This window comes from Algorimicrobium bowmanii (assembly GCF_054031195.1).
Genome location: NZ_CM132929.1, coordinates 1105124 through 1128897, shown reverse-complemented (window position 1 = coordinate 1128897; position 23774 = coordinate 1105124). Strand labels below are relative to the sequence as shown.

The window sequence follows — 23774 nt, the reverse complement described above, 5'->3', positions numbered from 1 at the left end:
ATTAATCGGTGTTCTTATTCTGCTTATTTTTCTGATGGACTTTCCCTGCAAAATACCCCAATAAAAACGGTGCAAATAAAAGAATAGCAAATAGCAACACTATATAAAACAGAATTGTTCCCGTTAAATCCTTTACATGTAACATAACCTGATCCATAACATCAATGGATATCTGTGCAGCTTCTTCTGCTACGGCCCTCCGTTCTCTTAGAATAATACTATCCAACGCAACACGTTCACGTCTAATAATTGTGTCAATAGCTTTACGTTCTAAAGACATACGTTCGCTTATAACTCCTATTTGTTCATTCAAATTAAAAAACAAAAAACGCATATCATTAGAAAAATCTTTAAGTGCGATATGCAATTTTTCAGGTGAATTCTCTGCAATATCACTCAGGCGGTCTACTTTTATTTCAATAGCAGCCATTACATCCTTAATTTGAACAGAGTCAAAGCCCTTCTCTTTTAATAAAAGTTCGGTATTCCATTTAAATTGTTTCCCTGCAGCATCAGTTGAATAAGAAAGTTTATCTGAAAAATTAGACATAACTTCAGACAGGGAACCTACGGTTGAAAACGCCAAACTATCTGGGACATTTAAAAATTCGACATATGCACTACGAATCGAATTATGTCTTAGATTAGTACTTGATATAGGATTTAATCTTGCATACTGATTAGCAAAATCTTGATGTGAAATAAAATCTTCAGGAGTAAAAAATTGTTTTGCTTTAGACTCTATATCTGCAACATTGGATTGTGAAACACTTGCCACATAATTTGTATAATCACCAAAAAAATCTTGAGCTTCATTGGTTTCCATAAAATTGCGCATTTGCAACATATAGGTCCAAGTATCCATTAAAGATAATTTTGGAGCACTCTGAAAAGCGGTGTTTTTAAACGTATTTAATGTTTCAATTTTCCAACGGTATGCATGACGCTGAATAGCTGTTTCTGGACTCGATGCAATGATACTATCTGCTGAAAACTCGACCCTATTGGATGCTTCCAAAACTAAAGACTGGGTAAGCAAACGCATATTTAAATCCTGTTTTGAAAGTGGCTCCTGAGCACTTTCTACTTTTAATAAAGAGCAACTATAAAAAAGGCCACTTATTAAAAAGACAAAAATAAGACGTGTAATAACTTTTATGATGTTAGCTGACTTCACAGTTTTAGTTTATCTTATAAAGATAACAACAAAATTGTTAATTAAGAATTTCAGTAAAGAAAAGCATCTAAAAAAGAATACTACATACGCTCTGGCACCTGAATACCTAATAAGCTAAATCCGTTTTTAATAATTTGTGCTACCGAATGAGAAATTTTAACACGGAAAACCTTTTCGTCTTCCGAATCGGCACCAAGAATAGATACGTTTTGGTAAAAAGAATTAAACCCTTTTACTAAATCGTAAGTATAATTTGCTATTAATGCTGGACTATGATTCTGTGCTGCCTGTTGAATAACCTCAGGGAATAACTCCATTTGTTTGATTAACTCACGTTCTTTTTCATGTAAATTAACAGTTGTAATAGCTCCTGAAAAATCAAAATCTGCTTTCCTTAAAATAGCTTGAATACGGGCATATGTATATTGTATGAATGGTCCGGTATTTCCTTGAAAATCTACAGATTCTTTAGGATTGAAAAGAATACGTTTTTTAGGATCTACTTTTAATATATAATATTTTAAAGCTCCCATACCTATAGTCTTGTACAGAGCTTGTTTATCAGCGTCAGTATAACCGTCTAACTTACCTAGCTCATTAGAAATTTCTTCAGCAGTATTGGTCATGTCTCGCATTAAATCGTCTGCATCTACAACGGTACCTTCTCTACTTTTCATTTTTCCGCTCGGTAAATCGACCATCCCATAACTTAAGTGAAATAAGTTTTCAGCCCATTCAAATCCTAATTTCTTTAAAATTAAAAATAGAACCTGAAAATGGTAGTCTTGCTCATTACCTACCGTATAAACCATACCTCCAACATCAGGATAATCCTTAACACGCTGAATAGCCGTTCCAATGTCTTGAGTCATGTAAACAGCTGTACCGTCGGCACGCAATACAATTTTTTCATCAAGGCCATCTTCAGTTAAATCGCACCAAACTGATCCGTCTTCTTTTTTATAAAACACGCCTGTTTTTAGGCCTTCTGCAACAAACTCCTTACCTAATAAATAGGTTTGACTTTCAAAATAAAGACAGTCAAAATTTACACCTAAATTCTCATAAGTTGCATTAAAACCATCATAGACCCAGGTATTCATTTTTTCCCATAAAGCAACAACCTCAGCTTTACCAGCTTCCCAATCTCTTAGCATGGCTTGAGCTTCAACCATAAGTGGCGCCTCTTGTTTTGCTTCGGCTTCCGTTTTACCAGACGCAATAAGCTGGCTAACTTCTTTTTTATATTCTTGATCAAATTTAACGTAGTAATTGCCCACCAACTTATCACCTTTTAAGCCTGTAGATTCTGGAGTTTCTCCATTACCGAAACGCTCCCACGCTAACATACTCTTACAGATATGAATACCACGATCGTTTATAATTTGTGTTTTATAAACTTTTTTACCAGAAGCTTTTAAAATTTCAGAAACACTATACCCTAATAAATTATTACGAACATGCCCCAAATGCAGTGGCTTGTTAGTATTTGGCGAAGAGTATTCAACCATAACTGCCTTATCAGCATCATTTGGCGTAACAAATCCGTATTGTGAATTGTTAGCCATAGCGTTAAATGAATTAAGGTAATAACTGTCAGAAATTTCTATATTCAAAAACCCTTTAACAACATTAAATCCGTTAACAACATCAAGGTTTTCTTCCAAAAACTGCCCAATCTGTTCACCTATTTGCACAGGGTTACCTTTTACCTGGCGTAACATTGAAAACACAACAACTGTAATATCTCCTGGAAATTCTTTACGGGTTGCTTGAAATTCTACACTAGCTAATTCTATATTAAAAATAGCATTTACGGCTTGTTTTACAGATTCTGAAAGGGTTTCTTGAAGATTCATATTTCTTAATTTAAGAGGACAAAGATACTATTTTATACAAGTTTATTATGAGTTTTTACTGTTGAATTACCTAAGAGAACTTTATAAGTGCTTTAAAACGCTGCTTCCTGTAGATAATAAAACCAAATATCAAAACACTTACTTCTGTTTCTATACTATAGTATATAAAACAAATACACATTTAGATACAAACATAACTACATGTATAGTGTAAAAACAGAGCTCAACTAGTTACTATACAAAATTAAGCTTTAGGTAAGAAAACCTCAGCCATCATACAGCGAGCACTGCCGCCTCCACAGGTTTCTATTGTTTCTAGTGAACTAGATAAAATAGGACAAAAAGCTTCTATTTGTTTGATTTGATTTGGTGTCAAACTATCATGCGCAGCCTGACTCATAACTAAGTAACGTTGATTTAAATGTCCTTGAACTTGAAGCATATTACCAGCAAATTGATGCATTTGAGCTTCCGTAATGGCTATCACTTGCTTGCCGTCATCTTTTAAATTATTAAGAACAAATTTGCGTTCTTTTTTGTCATCAATACTATCTAAACAAATTATGGCAAATTTTTCTGCTAAACACATCATAACATTGGTATGATATATAGGTAGCCGCTTATTATCTACCGTTTGGTTTGCTGTAAAAAGTACAGGGGCATAATCAAAATCCTCACAAAACTCAATAAACAAATCCTCATCAGCTCTAGCAGAAAGTGCACAATAAGCTTTTTTATTAATTCGATCTAGCAGCAAACTTCCTGTTCCTTCTAAAAAAACACCTTCAGACTCAGCTTCCGTATAATCAATTATATTTTCTATTTTAAAACCCGATTCTTCCAAACGAAAAAAGATATCCTCACGACGTTCCGCTCGTCTATTTTCAGCAAACATAGGGTACAATGCTACGTCACCATTTTCATGAAAACTCACCCAATTATTTGGAAATATAGAATCCGGTGTATCTAATTCTTTAATATCATTTTCTACAATAACAGAAACGCCAACAGTACGCAATTTCTCAACAAAAGCATCAAACTCTTCTTGTGCCTTACTATTAATTTCTGCGTTTTTAAGCGCTAATTCTTCTTGAAAATAATTATTTACGGCAGTTTGTTCATTCATTCTAAAATGAACTGGACGAATCATAAGAATCGTGTTTGTAGTCTGTGGCATATCTTAAATTTTAAAATGCAAAACTATGATATTTTAAAGACTTCAGATAAGCTTTAACAATAAAAAAAACGCTAATAAAAAATAAAAAAGGCTACATAAAGCAGCCTTTTTTATTTCAATTTTATGATTGTATTATTAATTACCTTTTACTACAATTTTCTTCGAAAAATTACTTCCTGAAAGCACATACACACCAACAGCTGTAGTTTCGGGAATGGTTATTCGTGCCATACCATTGCTCGCATCATAAGCGGAGTTTGTAATAGTAATCTGTCGACCACTTATGTCATACAACTTATAGCTAGCGTTTGCAGCCGCATGTGTAACATAAATATCACCTCCTGGGGCTACGGGGTTTGGATAAATGGTTGATACATCAAACGGATTTTGACTGATACTTAATGTTGAGCCATTAAAGTAAGGTATGGCAAAATTATAAGCATCAACACCTACCACCTCTCCTATTTGACGCCCTGGAATATCATCGGCAGGAGGATGAATACCACCCCAAATACGCGACAGACTACATTGGTCTGATGCATCCCTATACGTTGCCCATTGCAAAGTAATATCCATTGAAGGGCCTTCTTCGAATACTAAAAACTCATTTTTTCTAGCCACAAATTCTCCAACACCTCCTGGGAAATATTCATCTCCGGTAATAAGGGTCATCACTTCTGCTGCAGCTCTTGAATACGTAGAGTGTCCTGAAACAAAACCAGCAAAAGGAGGTGTTACAAATGATGGGCGCTGATAAGGCCACCAATTTTCTGAAAGGATCCAACCAACACCAGCAGTATCCGTATCGGTATCATTCACAAAGTCATGACCTCTCCATGAGTAAAGTTTTATTTTCCCCACATTCTGATTCAATCCGCCTGCCAATGGATCTCCTAATTGAACTAACTCAATATATCCTGGCTCTAATTTAATTCCTTGGGGATGGTAACTTGCTAATTGATCATCTGAACTTTGACCTAAATCAGCCATATAGCGGATAGCTGATATTGGTCGGATATAATCATACCAACCTTTAATCCCCCAAGCTGTAATTGCAGCATCATGCATTGCTCCTCCTAAAATAAAATACGCTTTAACATCCCACTCTATAGGTTCCAATATATCGCCTGATCCATTAAATTGTTTTACAAACAAGGGATGGTCAGACACATGATTAAGTAAAGTAAACCAATGTCCTGGTGGGGTTTCTGAATCTGGACCATCAGCCCAAAATTCAGCTAATACTCGAGCATAATCACCACGTGGAACTACTTGTGTTGGATACGGCTGATTTGTAATAGGATTTATTGAACGTCCTGTACCGGGATCGCCTCCATTAATAAAATTGTAATAATTAGGGTATTCTGTATAATCCGATGGAAATGTTGTTATTGGCGTATTTCCTATAGCTCCCGGAGAGATATCCCACATTACTCCATCTGAAGGATCTAAATGTGCACCCCATATTGATACTAAAGCAAAATTCCACTTATAACTATCACTTGCAACACTTGAATTTGTATTATCAATATAAGGCGGTGCTACTGGGTTATGATAAACATTATAGGTATCACCATCACGGGTAAAAGCATCTTTATCTCCATTTGTCATAGCAAAAGGCATGACATTACCCCATTCTGGACTTAAGAAGTCTATAACATCCCCATCAATGAGGTTTCCACTTTGATCAATATAAGTATCTAAACTTAAAGCTTGCCAACGGTTAGGATTCGTTAAAGAGACTGCCTCATAAGCGGGTGCTAAAGGCGCATTTATAGGTTCGTAATAACCATTATCATAACCTGATATTTCTCTAGCACCGTCTGAATTACCGTAATCTATTAGTATCTGACCAATATAATTACCTAATGCTGCAGCATCACCTGTTGAATAATCGGTAGACGTGATACTAGTACTATAACCTAACTCCTGCATAATAAAATCGAATCGTTCTTGGGTTTCGATCATACCTGGCGAATTTTGAAAACGGTGCGTTAATAATCGGTACATAGCATAACTTACAGCCTTATTAACAGAATTAGCTGTACTCTCTAAAGGGGAAAACGTATTTAATGTAGAAGTAAAACCATGCACGGTATTACCTACGAGATATGGATCAGCATGTTGCCCGTTTCCTGGATTTTCAATTCCATCATAGATAGCCCAAATATCATACATCCCGACACTCGAATGAAATAAATTTCTCGCATGAACTGTAGGCCTTGCAAAATCTTTTCGAATAGCATCTAGCGTTGCTTCATTCCATATACGAGCAATAGACACATTATCTGGTGTTTCATAAATAACAATATCAACATTTAAGCTTGTTACCGGACTAGAACATAAATCTGTAGTTTCCTTTACGGTTATGGTCCCAGAATCGTTAACGCCCCATCTAACAACTAAAGTATTAGTACCTTGACCACTTACAAGCTCACCACCACTAACCGTCCATGTAATAATAGAATTTGGGTCTGTTATTGGATAAGTGTATGTTTCTTCATCTAAAAAGCCAACTGTTGTTGCTCCTGAAATAACATCTGAAGCGAGATACGAACAAGAACCATCATCAACAGTTGCATTAGGATTATAACTACACGATGTTGGATCCGTACAACCTAGTATTTTTACACTAGGTAGGATATTTAAATTAACCATACCAATCCCTTCTGTTGCTTTATAATGTGAATCACCAGGAATATTTGGATATGACTCTATTAATCCGGAAGGCCACTTGATAGTCACATCAGTAATGATGGTATCAGTACTTAATCCAAAATGAACCGGTTTACTACTTTGACCTAAAAAGCCAACTCCATGATAGTAACGTTTAAAAGTCCCGGAATTGGTTGTGATTGTTACTTCGGTACCTATGGCACTTTTATTAGAAGTAGTGCCTTCTAATGATAATTTAAAAAAATGTATAGAGTTTGGGTCTGAACCATTTAAGATCGTATTTTCATATAAAAAAGAGGTAATATCACTGTTTGTTAGATATAAATCTAAATCACCATCATTATCATAGTCAAAATCTAAAGCTTCGATGCTTATCGTTAGATCATGCAAGTTTGAAGCTATCGTTGCATTTTCAAAATTATTATCGCCTTCTACATATTTATTCTTGTAATATACGTTGTATTCTGCATTTCTATTCTCAAACGTATACCCATTAGCTATAAATAAATCCTCATCACCATCTAAATCAAAATCAGCAAAGGTGTTTCCCCAAGCCCAGCCGTTTCCAACTATATTATTTGCTAAACTTGTTTCGGAAAAAGTATTAGAACCTGTATTATGAAATAAAGCAACTTGGTCTATTCCTGTAATAAAAAAATCGAAATGCCCGTCTAAATCAAAATCCCCCATAGAGATTCCCATATCATCAAATGCATTATCTAATCCAACAGCACTAGCTTGATCAACGAAACTTGTCCCATTTTGATTGATGTACAAATAATTAGCTCGATCAAAATCATTACTAATATATAGATCCATAAACCCATCGCCATTAAAGTCATATGGCATAGCTGTAAAACTTTGCCTTATAACAGCTTCATCCAATCCTGTAGCAACCGTTACATCTGTAAAAGTACCATCACCATTATTATGGTAAAGGTAATTTGTATCGTTTCTTTCCCAATTATTAATGTAGATATCTAAAAAACCGTCGTTATCGTAATCAAACCAGGTGGCCCCCATATATTGATTATCTGTTGGTAAGCTAAAACCTGCACTTAACGTAATATCGGAAAAAGTACCATCACCATTATTCTGATAGAGTAACACATTGAACGTGTTTGTAATAAATAAATCTGGGTACCCATCATTATTAAAGTCTCCCCAAAAGGCACCCTGTTTAAACCCATCAAAACTGTAAAAAACACCCTCCTGACTATAATCATTTATCAACATGTTATTTAAGCCAGCGGCAACAGTAACATCGGTAAACGAGCCGTCATTATTGTTTTTAAACAACTTACTATGGGTGCGTTCAATACCATTTCTGTCTATAGCTTCAGCTACAACAAAAATATCCATAGCATTATCACCATCAAAATCAGCAACGGCAACGCCACTATTTTGTTCTAAATTACCCAAACCCGAAACAGCTTCAGCTCTTTGAAAAACTTGAGCCGAACTTTGCGATATTATTGTCAAAAAAAGCAGACCTGTAACCAAGCCTTTACATAGTAGAATTCCCCTCATAATCGTCTGTATTTAAACCAAATGAAGCAATTTTTATTTTCAGATAAAAATTTATTCTATCAACTGTAAATTAATCACCTCCAAAGGTATAACTCATTATTAATTTTCATAAATATAAGTTAAATTGCATTCACAAGAAACTGATTTAAAGAATTTTACGGCGTCGAATTTGATACCTGCAACATTTTTCCATTATAATAATTTTGCCCCGTTTTGGCGAAATTACATATATAATCGGCCATGGATTCAGGAGTAGTTGGCACTTTGAAGCCTGGAAAAGCTTCTTCTAACATTTCTGTTTGAACGGCCCCTAATGCAAGTACATTAAAACAGATACCCGTATCTTTAAATTCTTCCGCCCATAATTCTGTAAGGGTTATAACCGCTCCTTTACTAGAACTGTAGGCAGACAGCCCAGGAAATTTAACACTCCCTTGAACACCACCCATAGAGCTTATAGTTACAACATGACTTTGTGCCTTTAAATAAGGCAAAACTAAACGTGTCATTTCTGCAACGCCAAAAACATTAGTTTTATAAACATATTCGAAATCTTCCAAAGTAGTTTCTTTAAAAGGTTTATTAACTAAAGCTCCAGCATTGTTAATTAGAATATCTACTTGGCTCCAATGTTTTTGGATAAAGTCATCTACTTTCTCATAGGCCGATTTATCAGATAAATCAAATGGGAACGCCGTAACATTAGCTAAATTTAAATCCGATATCGGTTTTGAATTTCTAGAAAGTGCCAAAACTTGATATCCCTGCTCCGAAAACAACTTTACAAGTTCAAAGCCTATGCCTCTACTTGTTCCGGTAATTATTACATTTTTACTCATCGTTCATTTTTATTTCTTGAGTTGGTGTATTCGTCATTTTTTCAATTCCTGGAATCAATTGATTTATAAGTTCTGCCATATGATTATAATCTAACTTCTCAATTTCATCATCTACATGGTGATAGAAATCATAATTGGACAAATCACATGATGAAATTGTATGCGAAGGCATACTAAACACTTGGTAAAAAGGGTAGTTATCCGACGCTTTAAATAAGTTATACTTTTTAGCTACATCTGACTCTCCTAAGAATTTAGTTCCGATATATTCATTAATTTTTACAGCCATATTAGATTTATCATAACCCGTTACGAAAGCCACATAATCCCGATCTTTAAATGGAACACCTATCATTTCTAGATTAACAACTGTATATAAATTAGCATTTTCAGTTTTTAAACGCTTTGCTAAATGTTTGGATCCTAATAAACCCATTTCTTCAGCAGAAAACAATACAAACATAATACTTCGTTTATTAGTTTTATGCGCTCCAAAATAACGTGCTAGTGCTAAAACCGCCGAAGTTCCCGCAGCGTTATCATTTGCTCCATTTGCAATCGAATCGGATGCTACCGCTTTTGCTTTTGTACCTATATGATCATAATGCGCACCGATAACAATAATTTCATTTTTTAATGTAGCATCAGTACCTTCTAATACACCAACAACATTATAAGCATCTAAACCTTTTGCTTTAAAATCATCCCTGTATGTTTTATAATACGGTTTTACACCAAATGCTTTTAATTGTGTTTCTATATAATTTGCTGAGGCTTCAATTCCTTCACCTCCAGTTCCGCGTCCCATTTGAGCATCGGAAGCTAAAAATGATACTGTTTGCTTGACTTCGTCGGGAGTTACCTGACTAGTCTTTTCCGAATTAACTATCTGTTTTTCTTGCTGTGCAAAACAGTTAAACATACAAAAGACTGCTAATAAAAAAACTGTGTTTTTCATAAATACATCGTGTTAGTTGCGCCAATAATAAGCGCCTTTTTATTAAAGTTTAAATATAAAAAAATCCTACTTGAAAAAGTAGGATTTTATATATAGTGTTATATATATCTTATTAATTACACTAACATGGTAATTGGATTTTCAATATAGCCTTTTAAAGTTTGTAAGAACTGAGCGCCTGTGGCACCATCTACTGTTCTATGATCACAAGCCAAAGTTAACTTCATTGTGTTTCCGGCTACTACCTGTCCATTTTTAACTACTGGTTTTTGCACAATAGCTCCTACAGAAAGGATAGCTGAGTTAGGTTGATTGATGATTGAAGTAAAACTCTCAATCCCAAACATTCCTAAATTAGAAATAGTAAAAGTACTACCCTCCATTTCTTGAGGTGTTAGCTTCTTACTCTTAGCTTTTCCTGCATACTCTCTTACAGCCGCTCCTATTTGCGGTAAAGATTGTTCATTAGCAAAACGCACAACTGGTACAACTAATCCGTCAGGCACAGCAACTGCAACACCAATATGAACATGATTGTTCAGTATCATCTTATCATCAAACCATTGCGAATTTACTTGAGGATGCTGTTTTAAAGCTAAAGCACATGCTTTCACTACAATATCATTAAAGGATATTTTAGTATCGGGAATAGAATTATATTGAGAACGGAAAGCAATAGCATTATCCATATCAAATTCTACGTTTAAGTAGTAATGCGGAGCAGTAAATTTAGACTCACCTAAACGCTTAGCAATAACTTTACGCATTTGCGAGTGTTTCACCTCATCAAAATCCTCTTGACCTGTAGGCACAAACTTACCAACTGAAGCAGCACTTGCAGCGGCTGGTTTAAAGTTTTCGATATCACGTTTAACAATACGACCATTTTCGGCAGAACCTGTTACTTGAGAAATATCAATACCACGTTCTTCTGCTATTCTTTTTGCTAATGGTGAAATGAAAACACGACCACTATTTGAACTTGCATTTGTTTTCGGAGTTTCAGCAGGCTTATTTACAACCGCTGCTTTTGATTCCTTTTTAGGTTCTGTTTTTTCAGCTTGTACAGGTTCTTTTGGTGTATCTTCTTTTTGATTACCGCCTGAAACTTTAAAGTTTTTAGCAACACTTGAAACATCTGTTCCTTCAGGGCCAATAATAGCTAAAAGTGCATCTACTTTAGCAGACTCACCTTCTTCTAAACCAATGTGTAATAACGTTCCTGATTGAAAAGATTCAAACTCCATTGTAGCTTTATCTGTTTCAATTTCGGCTAAAATATCACCTTCTTCAACAGCATCACCTACGTTTTTCAACCAAGTAGCAACTGTTCCTTCTTCCATCGTATCACTTAATCGTGGCATGGTAACAACAATAACACCTTCTGGTAATTCAGAATTCTCAGTTTCATTAGAATCTGATTCATCGGTTGTTTCCGGCTCTGATTTTTCAGCTTCAGTTGCATTATCAGCAGAGTCGCTCGTAGTATTTCCATTTAATAACTCTGAAATATCTTCACCTTCATCACCTATAATAGCCAAAAGTTCATCTACTTTAGTTGTCTCACCTTCTTGAACACCAATATGTAATAAAGTGCCTTCATGGAAGGATTCGAACTCCATAGTAGCTTTATCGGTTTCAATTTCGGCAAGGATATCTCCTTCTTCTATTTTATCACCAACTTGCTTTAACCACGTTGCAACGGTACCTTCTTCCATGGTATCGCTTAAACGAGGCATGTTTATAATTTCAGCCATAGTTTATATTTTATGTTGAATAAATGGATAATCTTCTTGTTCATAAACAACGTCATACATAACGTTCTTATCTGGGTATGGAGATTCTTCTGCAAACTTTTCACATTCGCTTACTAATTCTTTCACACGTTTATCGATAACTTTAATATCATCTTCATTAGCATAACCTTCTGCAAGAATTGTATCTTTTACTTGCGTAATAGGATCTATTTTCTTGTATTCTGCTACCTCATCTTTCGTTCTATAATGTTGAGCATCACTCATAGAATGCCCTCTATAACGGTACGTTTTAAGTTCTAAAAATGTTGGTCCATCACCACGTCTAGCGCGTTGAATAGCTTCATCAAAAGCTTCCGCTACTTTAATTGGATTCATGCCATCTACTGGTCCACAAGGCATTTCATAACCACGACCTAATTTCCAAATATCAGTATGATTAGCTGTACGTTCAACTGATGTACCCATAGCATATCCATTGTTTTCACAAACAAAAACTACTGGTAATTTCCATAGCATGGCTAAGTTAAACGTTTCATGAAGCGAACCTTGTCTTGCAGCACCATCACCAAAGCAACAAATAGTTACGGCATCACTACCGTGGTATTTATCACCAAAAGCGATACCTGCTCCTAATGGTATTTGACCACCAACAATACCATGACCACCATAAAAACGATGTTCTTTAGAAAAAATATGCATAGAACCACCTAAACCTTGAGAAGTTCCGGTTGCTTTACCATATAATTCCGCCATAACACGCTTAGGATCTACACCCATACCAATTGGCTGAACGTGATTCCTGTAGGCCGTAATCATTTTATCTTTAGTTAAATCCATAGCATGCAAAGCGCCTGCTAAAATGGCTTCTTGACCATTATATAAGTGAAGAAATCCTCTTACTTTCTGTTGAATGTATACGGCAGCAAGTTTGTCTTCAAACTTTCTCCAGAACAACATATCTTCATACCATTTAAGGTATACTTCTTTGGTTATCTTTTGCATTTGGTAACGTTATAAATTTGATAAACGAATAAACAAAAGTAACACTTTAGTTAGTAATGAAAAAACCGAAAAACGTAAAAATTACTATTATTAAAATTTTAAGCTTTACGAAATCGTTATAGAAATGTTTTATCGAATAATAAAGGCAACAAATTAGCTAGTGAATTGGATTTTACCACTTTTCCTGTTTCTCCCATAAAATAAATTTCTATTGGTGAATTTTGTTTCACTTCGTATTCTGCAATTGCTTGACGACAAGCACCACATGGTGGAATTGGAGACATGGTATGTTTAATATTGGAACCCGCTATTATAGCCATACGAACAACTTTAGCTTCAGGAAATTGTGATCCAGCATAGTAGATAGCTGTACGTTCTGCACAAAGCCCTGATGGATAAGAAGCATTTTCTTGATTATTACCCGTTATAACCTGATCATTATCTAATAGCAAAGCTGCTCCTACACTAAAGTTAGAGTAAGGCGCGTAAGCTTTACTTCTAGCTTCCGTAGCTTTGGTCATTAAGGAAGCGATATCTTCAGGCAATTCCTCAAAATTATCATAAACCTGTAAAACGGATTCTATTTTTACTTCTTTCATAAGGTGTATATATCTACTAAATTAAGAAACTATTTTAGACAAAAAAAACTATTACGAGACGTAATAGTTTTTTTTGATTTGTTTGTACTAAAGATTAATATTCTCTATAGGTTCCTGGACCTAAGTTAAACGTTAAAGAAAAACGCAATGTGTTTTCTAAAGGGTTTTGCACCTTTGATGCAGAAAATAGGTAAGATAAATCGATACCTATAACATTATATTTAAAACCGGCTCCAATGGCAAAAAATTGTCTCGCTCCTTTTGTTGAACTTTCATGGAAATAACCAGCGCGCAATCCAAAAGCATCTTGATACATATATTCAGCACCTAAAGCCCATGTCCATTCTTGCATTTCTTCACTAAATCCGCCTGGTGCATCACCAAAAGATTGAAACATTCCCTTAAAGAATCCAACATCTGGATCTTGACCATCAATAATAACATTTGAAGAAACCACAGAACCTAAATCATCGGTATCTGGGTTGTATTCGCCATTACCATCATTATCAACATATTCGTATTCTGTTCCATAAATAGGAGGAGTTGGTACTAATAGCTTAGTTACTTCCCCCGTTACAGACACTTTATTATAATCATCTAGAATAAAATCAAATCCACCACCTAAACGTAAAGTTGTAGGTTGAAAGTTTTCTTGTCCACCTTCATCATATTTAAATTTAGGTCCAATATTCTGAATAGCAAAACCTAAACGTGTACGCCCGTTAAAATTAGCATATGCTTCTTCTTCACTTTGGTAGTAACCTGATATATCAACACCAAAAGTAGAAGCTGCATTTGCATCGGCATCAATGGCATCAATTTTTAAATCTGAACGTGAATAACGCATTGCTACAGACATAGCAAATTGTTCACTTAATTTTAAAGAGTAAGAACCATCAAATGAAAATTCATTTGGCTTTACTTCCAAAGGTAAAGAGTTTTCATCTTGTCTTAATTCAATACCACCAAGGCCAAAGAAACGAAAACTTGCAGCAAAAGCACTACGCTCGTTAATACGGTTATAATAGGTTAGGTATCCTAAAGAAATATCGTTTACTAATTTGGTTAAGTATGGTGTATAACTCAAACTAAAACCTTGTTTGTTTTCTGAAAAAGCATATTTAGAAGGATTCCAGTTTTGAGAATAAGCATCTACAGAAGTAGCAACCCCCATATCTCCCATTGCCGCACCACGTGCTTCAGGGGCTATTAATAAAAAAGGCATTCCTGTTGTTACGACTCTAGAATCGTTATTGTTTGGTAACACAACTGTTTGCGCAAACATTTGGTGTGTAAAAACAACGGTAAAAAGTAATAAAATGTGATTTTTCATAAATTGAATTTATTTAGCAAATATAATGTATTATTAGAGTATTACAAGTTTCTCAATTTTTTCAACAGATTTATTAAGCAAAGGAGAATGTACAGTTAGTTTATAGATATAAACACCTTTTCCTATTTTATCGCCAAAATCATCTCGACCATCCCAAACGATATCTCTAGAAAGGGCTGATGTCCCTTTTCCGCAACATTCCGATGAGTTGGTTTGGCCATTTAACGTTCTCACCAATTTCCCTGAAACGGTGAATATTTGTACTGAAACGTCTAAAGCGTCTGAACTATTGTGGTTAAACCAAAATTCGGTGTAATTAACAAACGGATTCGGGTAATTTAACACATTATCAATAACGAGACTTTCATTTTCATCATGAACAACAAACTGAATTTCGGATGTAGATGAGTTATTATATACATCCCACGCTTTTAAACTTAAGGTATGTAAACCTGGTTCCAAATCTCGTAATGGATAATTAGCTATCCCGCGTTGAAAATCGTCAATTTCGGTTTGGTAATAATCGTTTAATACAAACGGGTTCGTTTCATCGCCATCCAAAATAGCTACTATATCATGACCAATACCACTAGCTGTATTGATACCATTTTCATCCTCAAGTTTTACAAGCAAACTTGGAGAGTTATTAGTAATACCACCAGAAACAAAATTCTCATCATTCATATACAATTGAATAACGGGGCCGATAGCATCTTCTGGTGCCGACTCGTTAAGACCACCGATAAGTATTCCTGTATTACTACCACCAGCTTGATCTATTAATGTATTTTCTTTCTTTGCATAAAAACTAACACGTCCGTCTCCGACAGGAATTCCAATATCTCTAGGCACAATAAACTCAAACTCAAATATCCCGTTCGTGATAGATGCTTGTCCTCTAAAAATAGTTGCTCCTAAAGTTTCGTAATCCATAATAATAAGTTCACCACCTTCGGTAACACCATTATTCCCTAACGTACTACGTTCTATTTTTTTATCATAAATATTAACAGCCAATACACCGTTATAATTACTTATAATATTCCCTGCTGTATCAGTAACTTCTCCTGCTATTTTTGCACGACTTAAAGCTTCTAAAGTTGGTGTTGTTTGCGATACAGAAATATCATTAACATGGGTTAAACGAATGTTTGGAGTTGGGAATGCTAATTTCATAGCTGGATCTCCAATAAAAAACACCAAGCGGCGTTGACCAATTCCTGAAATGGTTGGATCCGTTTTTGTTAAACGCAAAGCTTCTGCCATACTTGGGTACTCATCATCCGAATACGTATCGTCTGGATTAAAAGAAAACAAGTATTCTTCAAGTTTTGTATTAAAGGAAATACCTACACTCACAAATATTTGACGTGTGGTGGTTATTAAACCAATGGCTCCACCTTCTTTATTCCAGTAGGTAAATTCACCAGCAGTAGGTCGTAGCGGATTATCAAAACGTGTATACTCACAAGTAACTGTTACAAAACAATTTAAACGACAAACATTATTAAGGTTTTGAACATCTACTTTTTCAAAAATACGCTCTTTAGCCAAGCCATCTTCTCCTCCATGACCGAAGTAATTAACAACCAATGCACCACTTTCAATAGCATTTGTTATGGCTGTGGTAACAGCAGGATATCTATCACCACCAGCAGATGACTCTTGAATATAGGCATCTGAATGTATTTTAGTTACATTAATAAATGGTTTAGCCGCTGCAATATTATCGCCAATGGTATTTGTAGTAAGTTGAATATCTTTTTCCCAAGCTTCATCTACATCATCAGAGATTACAATAACATTATTACGCCAATTTCCATAGGAAGCTTCTGTATAATAAGAAGCTACTTTATCAACCATTTCTTTAGCCTGTTGTGGTGATGTTGCTAAAATTCTACCAATAGCAATATCTAGCTTATCAGATGTTTGCATGGTTCCTTCATTGTCATCCATCATACCATAAAAGTCATCGGAAACAAAAGAACTTGTTAAGTTAAAACTATCATAAGCATGCCAAGATGGAACCACATTGGTATTATTAGGTATCCGATCTTTATAATCAAAAGAACCATCACCAAATAAACAGAGGTATTTCAATCTGTTTTCCGGACTACTGGCATTATCATACACATATTTCACAAAGTTTCTAATAGCCCCAATATCTTGAGTTCCTGGACCAAATTCTTTATAAATATCCGATAGCTTCACTACCTTAACATTTAAATTATATTGGTTTCTATTTATTTGCGCTAATCGTTCTGCTTGCGTAGAATAGTTATTAGGTGATATTATAATGTAATCAACATCCTGAAAAGCTCCTTGGGAATTATTAAAAATACTCCCCTTTAAATTTTGATTATTTACATACCCATTGTAAGTACTAATAGGCTCATAGTAGCCTGTTGAAGGCACCGCTACAAACTCTCTTAAGACTCCTAAATTAGAAGTAAAACTAAAAGTAGAACTTGCGTTAGTATTGGTCGCACTTTTAATATTATACAAATCGGTAACCTCCCACACTTCTTTTACTTGTGCAGCATTAGTTAGAATATACTCACCTATCCCTGAGGCACCAGTAACATCGGTATTTTTAAATTTAAATTGATTTCCTGCATATGCTAAATCTCGCGTAGCTTCCAATGATATATAATCGATATAAGCTAAGGCTGAAGGATTACCTCCGTTGTCGTAATTTAGACTAACATTGATATCCGAATTAGTAACATCAATAAACCCTTCAAAAGCAGACTCACTAACCAAAGAGTTTTGATTTACAGGTGGGATTGAAATATTTGAAACGGTAACACTATTAACCGAAATTTCCATATTGGAAGGTATTTCGGAGGTTGAAGCCACAAAAGCTTTTAATTTCACCGGAATACTTGTTATTAAATTCGGAAATGAGAACTCAAAAGTTTTTGATGGCTCAATATCAAACTGATCGCCATACCAACGTCTACCAACACTTGCTAAATTGTACTCATCTACTTCGTGAAATTTATAATCTTGAAAAGTAGTAATTGCCATATCTATAGAGCCAGTAGGCTGTGACATCGGCTGAATACGTTTTCCATTTCCTTGACTAATATTTATGTAATAATATGTTTGATTGTTATAAATATTAATATTGGTATTTCTATCTATATCGTATCCGTTTGGACCTTCAGCATAAAATAGAATATAGTCTGTATCATGAAAATACCCATCTGTTTCACCTATAACTCTAACCGCATTTTCTTGTAAATCATAAGGGTAATAATCTGAATTAGCATAGGGAATCATACGACCTCCATTCCCATAAACTTTGATAGTACGCGGATCTACAGATTCTAAATTAACTCCTAATTGTTCTAAAAACTGACGCGTTAATTTAAAAACACCAGTCCGTTCTACAGGAAAACGATACCATGCTCCTGAACTCAAAACAGAATTCGAAATTTCAGACCTATCATATGAACGTGATGCACTCGCACCAGTGTTGTATTGAACGGTAAATTGTGTGATTTTTTTATAAACATTGTTCTCTTTTATTATAGGAGACACTGTTAAGAAAATACTTTTCTTATCCCGACTAACACTATTTTTCAAACTGTAAGTTAGCTTATTAGGTATCGTTTTTAAATCGACATCCAACAACTCACTTTTAGAAATATTTGCATAGCTAACGTTTACAATTTGGGCCGAATTCTCATTTATAGATTGTTGCGAATCCCATTGCGCTGTAAAAGCTAAACCGGAACTTAAATTATAACTAAAATACTCTGAATTAAAGGCAGGAACTGATATAGAAAAACTTTCATTAGAAAGTGTTTTACTGCCATCCCAAACAATCTGAAATTGTTTTTGCTGTGAAAAAACAGCAACAGAAGTCAATAGAAAAACTAATATTAAGGGTAAAAAATTCTTTTTCATCACACAAATAACGCAATTTAACGCTGCATATTATTATAAAACAAACAATTTTAAAAAAACGAAACGAAATTACAATAATAAAATAATAAACGTAACGTTATAGCTTTGTAAACTTTAGACCAATATTAAAAAAACGTCTTAAAATCCGTATTTGTTAGGATTAAGTGGAAAAACAATTCAGTTAATTTTAAATAATCACTTGTAATTTTAAGTAGAATTATTATATTGCGTCACCAAAATTATTAATGGCTTACTTAAACGTATGGATATGAAAAAAGTATTAACAATAAAATTATTGTTAGTTTTAACAATAGCTGTAACGGCTGTTGGTTGTAAACGATCGTCTAGCTCTAACAGCTCAAGAGCTACTGGTTGGGATATTAATTCTAAAGATGGAGGATTCCAATATAATACAAGTTTTAAAGGACAAGAAGCTGGTCCAGGCTTAGTATTTGTAGAAGGTGGAACATTTACAATGGGTAGAGTTCAAGATGATGTTATGCATGATTGGAACAACTCACCAAACCAACAACACGTTCAATCTTTTTATATGGACGAAACGGAGGTTACAAACTTAATGTATTTAGAATACTTAGATTGGATTAAGCGTATCTACCCGCCAACAGAAGAAAATTTTAAAGCTATTTACGATGGTGTACTTCCTGATACTTTAGTTTGGAGAAACCGTTTAGGTTATAACGAAGTAATGACAGAAAACTATTTACGTCACCCTGGTTATGCTGAATACCCTGTAGTTGGTGTAAGTTGGATTCAAGCTGTTGAATTTGCTAACTGGCGTTCAGATCGTGTAAATGAATCTAACTTAGAAGATGCTGGTTACATACAAAGAGATGCTAAATTAAATGATGTATCTGCTGATGCAACATTTAATACAGACACATATATCAACGCACCTTCACAAGTTTATGGAGGAAACACTGCTCTTACAGATCCGACAAATACACGTCGTCGTGTTCAAACAAATGCAGCTGGTGATCCAATAAACGTGAATGCAACTCGTGAAACAGGTATTATTTCACCTAAATACAGACTACCTACAGAAGCTGAGTGGGAATATGCTGCTTTAGGATTAACATCTGTTCGTAGTTATAATGTATATAGAGGTCGTAAAAAATATCCTTGGGATGGTCAGTACACACGTTCAGGTAAACGTAAAGTAAGAGGTGATCAATTGGCTAACTTTAAGCAAGGTAAAGGTGATTACGGTGGTATAGCAGGATGGTCTGATGACGGTGCTGATATTACAAACGCTGTAAAATCTTACGAGCCTAATGATTTTGGTTTATACGATATGGCTGGAAACGTAGCCGAATGGGTTGCTGATGTTTACAGACCAATTGTTGATGACGAGTTTAGTGACTTTAATTACTACCGTGGTAATGTTTATACAAAAAATGAACTAAATGAAGATGGTACAGTTAAAATTGTAACACCTGATGAAATTAAGTTTGATACTTTACCTAACGGAAAAGTTGTTGCAAGAAACTTACCAGGAGAAATTCACCAAGTACCTGTTGATGAAAACGAAACATATCTAAGAACAAACTTTGATACAAGTGACAACAGAAACTTTAGAGATGGTGACAGACGTTCTTCTCGTGACTATAGCGATGGTTTTTCAGAAATGGATGAGTCTGGATCAGAAATGACTCATACAAGTAAAATGTATAACTCTCCAAAACATAATGTAGAAATGGATTCTGCAGGCCAGTTAATTCGTGAATACGACAGATCTGATAAACGTACATCTTTAATTAACGACGAAGCTCGTGTATATAAAGGTGGTTCTTGGAAAGATAGAGAATACTGGTTAGACCCTGCTCAACGTCGTTATTTCCCACAAAATATGGCTACAGATTATATTGGATTTAGATGTGCTATGTCACGTGTAGGTTCTAAATCTGAAGACAGTGGAAAAAGAAAAAACTAAAATAAATTCTTTTTAAAATTTATATAAAGTCCTGACAAATGTCAGGACTTTTTTTATACATTTATTTCATGGATTTACAATTATTACACCAACACTTTTTAGACTGTGAAAGCGTTTGTACAGACACGCGTAAAATAACAACAAACTGCATGTTCTTTGCCTTAAAAGGAGCCAATTTTAATGGCAATACCTTTTCAGAACAAGCCCTGAAAGAAGGTGCTAAATTTGTAATAATTGACGATAAAAATTATTACAAAGACAAGCAAACAATATTAGTAAACAATGTTCTGGAAACACTACAAGCACTCGCTCGATACCATAGAGAATATTTAGGTATTCCTATCATTTCATTAACAGGAAGCAATGGTAAAACAACAACCAAAGAACTTATAAATGCTGTTTTATCAAAAAAGTATAAAACCTCAGCTACTTTTGGTAATTTAAATAACCATATAGGAGTTCCCCTCACCTTACTAGCAATGGATAAACAAACTGAGATTGGTATAGTTGAAATGGGTGCAAACCATAAAAAAGAGATCGCATTTTTATGTGATATAGCACATCCAGATTTTGGATATATTACAAATTTTGGAAAAGCACATTTAGAAGGGTTTGGAGGTGTTGAAGGTGTAATAAAAGGGAAAAGTGAATTATATACATATCTAAAAGCTGCTAACAAATCAATATTTGTAAATGCAGATGATGCTATTCAGGTAACCCATACTCAAAATGCTCAAGTTATTTCATTTGGTGAGAGCTCCAAAAACGAAACACTTACTATACAGTTTTTAGAAGCAAACCCATTTGTGAAATTAACATATAAAGACACCCAAATTTCGAGTCAATTAATTGGTGAATACAACTTTACTAATATAGCTGCAGCCATTAGTATTGGAAATTACTTTAAAGTCCCGACAGACGCTATAAAACTTGCAATAGAAAATTACGTACCAACCAATAATAGATCACAAATAATCACCAGAGACTCTACTAAGATTATTTTAGATGCTTACAATGCTAATCCATCTAGTATGAAAGTCGCTCTTACTCATTTTTCTAACCAAGACGCACCAAATAAAATAGCTATTTTAGGAGATATGTTTGAATTGGGACAAGAAGCTAAAAAAGAACACCAAACTATTGTAGACTTAGCATGCCAACTACCTATCGATAAAATCTACTTTTTAGGAGAGAATTTTAATCTCACAACAAGTGATAATCCGAAATGCTCATTTTTCAGCTCATTTAAGGCTTTTAAAGACGCATCTAACAACTTAGCCTCAAATAATACGCTTATATTAATAAAAGGCTCTAGAGGGATGGCATTAGAGCGTATATTAGATATTATTAACTAACTCGTCTAAACCTATCCAATAGAATGCATATTAAACAAAAAAAGCAAGCTGTAACAGCTTGCTTTTTTTGTTTAACCCTATCCAGCTATCCAATCATTTAAGTTTAAAATACGCTTTTGAGTATGCCTTAAAAACACCTTCTTTAACCAATAGAATAATCAGTTCTTAAAACATTTAAAAAGGCCAGTTCATTAAAGTTTTTAATGAGACATGAAAAGTGTTTTTTAAAACCATTGAGAAACGGTATAAAATAAAAAAAGGTCTGTTAAAAACAGACCTTAATTTTTGTGGGTGATGAGGGATTCGAACCCCCGACCCCCTCGGTGTAAACGAGGTGCTCTGAACCAACTGAGCTAATCACCCTTCGTAATCGGACTGCAAAGATAGTATACTTTTTTACTTCTCAAAACATTTTTTAAAAAAAATTTAAATTATTTCTGCAACAACAAAGGTACTACCTCCAATATAGATAATATCAGTGTCTTTTGAAGCCTTTTTTGAAGCCTTAAACGCTTCATTTACACTGCTGTATGAAAAACCATTAAAATTATGCTCTAAAAAAATATTTTTTAATTTTTTTTCGTCTAATCCGCGTGGCACATTTGGTTTGCAGAAGTAATAAGTGGCATTTTTAGGTAATAAAGGTAAAATAGACTCTACATCTTTATCGTTTACCACTCCAAAAACAATGTGTAGCGTTTCATATTCCAATTCTAATAGCTGCTGCATCACCAATTTTAATCCATCTTCATTATGAGCTGTATCACAAACAATAAATGGTTTTGATTGTAAAACTTGCCATCTACCTTGAAACCCTGTATTGAAACGTACTTTTTTCAAACCGTTTATAATTTGTTCCTCTGTAATTTTAAATAGGTCATTATTTAGAACATCAAGGGCTTGTATAACTGTTGCAATATTTTCCTTCTGATATGCACCTTCTAAATCTGAATGGTATCTCTTGGTTTCATTCTCATCTGCAAAAAAAATAGGCGCATCTAAGTTAGACGCTTGCTCTATGAACACTGGTTTCGTTTCAGCTTGTGTTCTTCCAATTATAACTGGTATTCGTTTTTTTATAATACCAGCTTTTTCAAAAGCTATTTGCTTTAGTGTAGTTCCTAAAAACTGAGTATGATCTAAACCTATATTGGTTATTATAGAAAGTTCAGGTAATATGATATTCGATGAATCTAACCTGCCTCCTAATCCTACCTCTATAATAGCAACATCAACTTTAGCTTCAGAAAAATATTGAAAAGCCATTCCCGTGGTCATTTCAAAGAATGATAAATTAGTTTTTTCTAAGTAGATTTTATGGCGATCAATAAAGGATATTACAAAATCCTCACTAATCATCTGACCGTTTATACGAATACGCTCGCGATAGTCTTTTAAGTGCGGTGATGTAAATAAACCGACCTTATACCCTGCCTCTTGAAGCACGGATGCCAACATACTACTTGTAGATCCTTTTCCGTTAGTACCGCCAACATGGATACTCTTAAACGTATTTTGAGAATTATTTAAATAGTTAGCAAAACCTATCGCGTTATCTAAGTTTGCTTTAAAGGCGCTCTTTCCTTGCCTTTGATACATTGGAAGTTTTGAGAACATCCAATTTAAAGTATCTTGATATGTCATGA

At 34.5% G+C, this 23774-nt stretch carries 14 protein-coding genes and 1 tRNA gene; 2 read left to right on the top strand and 13 right to left on the bottom strand.

Features of this window, described 5'->3' with window-relative positions:
* Nucleotide 1 precedes the first annotated feature (1 nt).
* From ACW5R3_RS04970 to porU, 11 genes are all read right to left on the bottom strand, one after another.
* Nucleotides 2-1177, bottom strand: coding sequence for a hypothetical protein (locus tag ACW5R3_RS04970; RefSeq protein ID WP_456578508.1), 1176 nt, complete (start codon nucleotides 1175-1177; stop codon nucleotides 2-4).
* Between the two features lie 80 nt (nucleotides 1178-1257).
* Nucleotides 1258-3036 (bottom strand): arginine--tRNA ligase, encoded by a 1779-nt coding sequence (gene argS, locus ACW5R3_RS04965; protein WP_456578507.1) that lies wholly within the window; start codon nucleotides 3034-3036, stop codon nucleotides 1258-1260.
* Between the two features lie 244 nt (nucleotides 3037-3280).
* Nucleotides 3281-4213: a citrulline utilization hydrolase CtlX gene (gene ctlX / locus ACW5R3_RS04960; RefSeq protein ID WP_456578506.1), complete on the bottom strand. Its 933-nt coding sequence runs from the start codon at nucleotides 4211-4213 to the stop codon at nucleotides 3281-3283.
* Nucleotides 4214-4348: 135 nt separating this feature from the next.
* A complete protein-coding gene (locus tag ACW5R3_RS04955; RefSeq protein WP_456578505.1) occupies nucleotides 4349-8419 on the bottom strand; it encodes an FG-GAP-like repeat-containing protein in 4071 nt (1356 codons plus the stop codon).
* Between the two features lie 155 nt (nucleotides 8420-8574).
* Nucleotides 8575-9258 carry an SDR family NAD(P)-dependent oxidoreductase gene (locus ACW5R3_RS04950; protein ID WP_456578504.1) on the bottom strand — a complete coding sequence of 228 codons (684 nt, stop codon included), beginning with the start codon at nucleotides 9256-9258 and terminating at the stop codon, nucleotides 8575-8577.
* Nucleotides 9251-10216: a M20/M25/M40 family metallo-hydrolase gene (locus ACW5R3_RS04945; RefSeq protein WP_456578503.1), complete on the bottom strand. Its 966-nt coding sequence runs from the start codon at nucleotides 10214-10216 to the stop codon at nucleotides 9251-9253. Before ACW5R3_RS04945 ends, ACW5R3_RS04950 begins: the two co-directional genes overlap by 8 nt.
* A 116-nt stretch (nucleotides 10217-10332) precedes the next feature.
* Complete coding sequence (locus tag ACW5R3_RS04940; protein WP_456578502.1) at nucleotides 10333-11973, bottom strand: pyruvate dehydrogenase complex dihydrolipoamide acetyltransferase; 1641 nt, start codon at nucleotides 11971-11973, stop codon at nucleotides 10333-10335.
* Nucleotides 11974-11976: 3 nt separating this feature from the next.
* Nucleotides 11977-12975 carry a pyruvate dehydrogenase (acetyl-transferring) E1 component subunit alpha gene (gene pdhA / locus ACW5R3_RS04935; RefSeq protein ID WP_456578501.1) on the bottom strand — a complete coding sequence of 333 codons (999 nt, stop codon included), beginning with the start codon at nucleotides 12973-12975 and terminating at the stop codon, nucleotides 11977-11979.
* 116 nt (nucleotides 12976-13091) lie between these two features.
* Entirely contained in the window at nucleotides 13092-13574 is a 483-nt protein-coding gene (gene cdd, locus ACW5R3_RS04930; RefSeq protein WP_456578500.1) for a cytidine deaminase, read from the bottom strand.
* A gap of 94 nt (nucleotides 13575-13668) precedes the next feature.
* On the bottom strand, nucleotides 13669-14907 hold the full coding sequence (porV, locus tag ACW5R3_RS04925; RefSeq protein WP_456578499.1) for a type IX secretion system outer membrane channel protein PorV: 1239 nt from the start codon (nucleotides 14905-14907) through the stop codon (nucleotides 13669-13671).
* Nucleotides 14908-14940: 33 nt separating this feature from the next.
* Entirely contained in the window at nucleotides 14941-18822 is a 3882-nt protein-coding gene (gene porU / locus ACW5R3_RS04920) for a type IX secretion system sortase PorU (RefSeq protein ID WP_456578498.1), read from the bottom strand.
* Nucleotides 18823-19084: 262 nt separating this feature from the next.
* Here porU and gldJ point away from each other — a divergent pair, with 262 nt between their 5' ends.
* Both gldJ and ACW5R3_RS04910 read left to right on the top strand, forming a co-directional pair.
* A complete protein-coding gene (gene gldJ, locus ACW5R3_RS04915) occupies nucleotides 19085-20773 on the top strand; it encodes a gliding motility lipoprotein GldJ (RefSeq protein ID WP_456578497.1) in 1689 nt (562 codons plus the stop codon).
* Nucleotides 20774-20841: 68 nt separating this feature from the next.
* Nucleotides 20842-22128, top strand: a complete 1287-nt coding sequence (locus ACW5R3_RS04910) for a UDP-N-acetylmuramoyl-tripeptide--D-alanyl-D-alanine ligase (protein ID WP_456578496.1) — start codon at nucleotides 20842-20844, stop codon at nucleotides 22126-22128.
* 288 nt (nucleotides 22129-22416) lie between these two features.
* On the opposite strand, the gene ACW5R3_RS04905 is transcribed toward ACW5R3_RS04910, so the two are convergent.
* Both ACW5R3_RS04905 and ACW5R3_RS04900 read right to left on the bottom strand, forming a co-directional pair.
* Nucleotides 22417-22491 (bottom strand) — tRNA-Val (locus tag ACW5R3_RS04905).
* Between the two features lie 63 nt (nucleotides 22492-22554).
* On the bottom strand, nucleotides 22555-23772 hold the full coding sequence (locus tag ACW5R3_RS04900) for a bifunctional folylpolyglutamate synthase/dihydrofolate synthase (protein ID WP_456578495.1): 1218 nt from the start codon (nucleotides 23770-23772) through the stop codon (nucleotides 22555-22557).
* Between the last annotated feature and the right edge of the window lie 2 nt (nucleotides 23773-23774).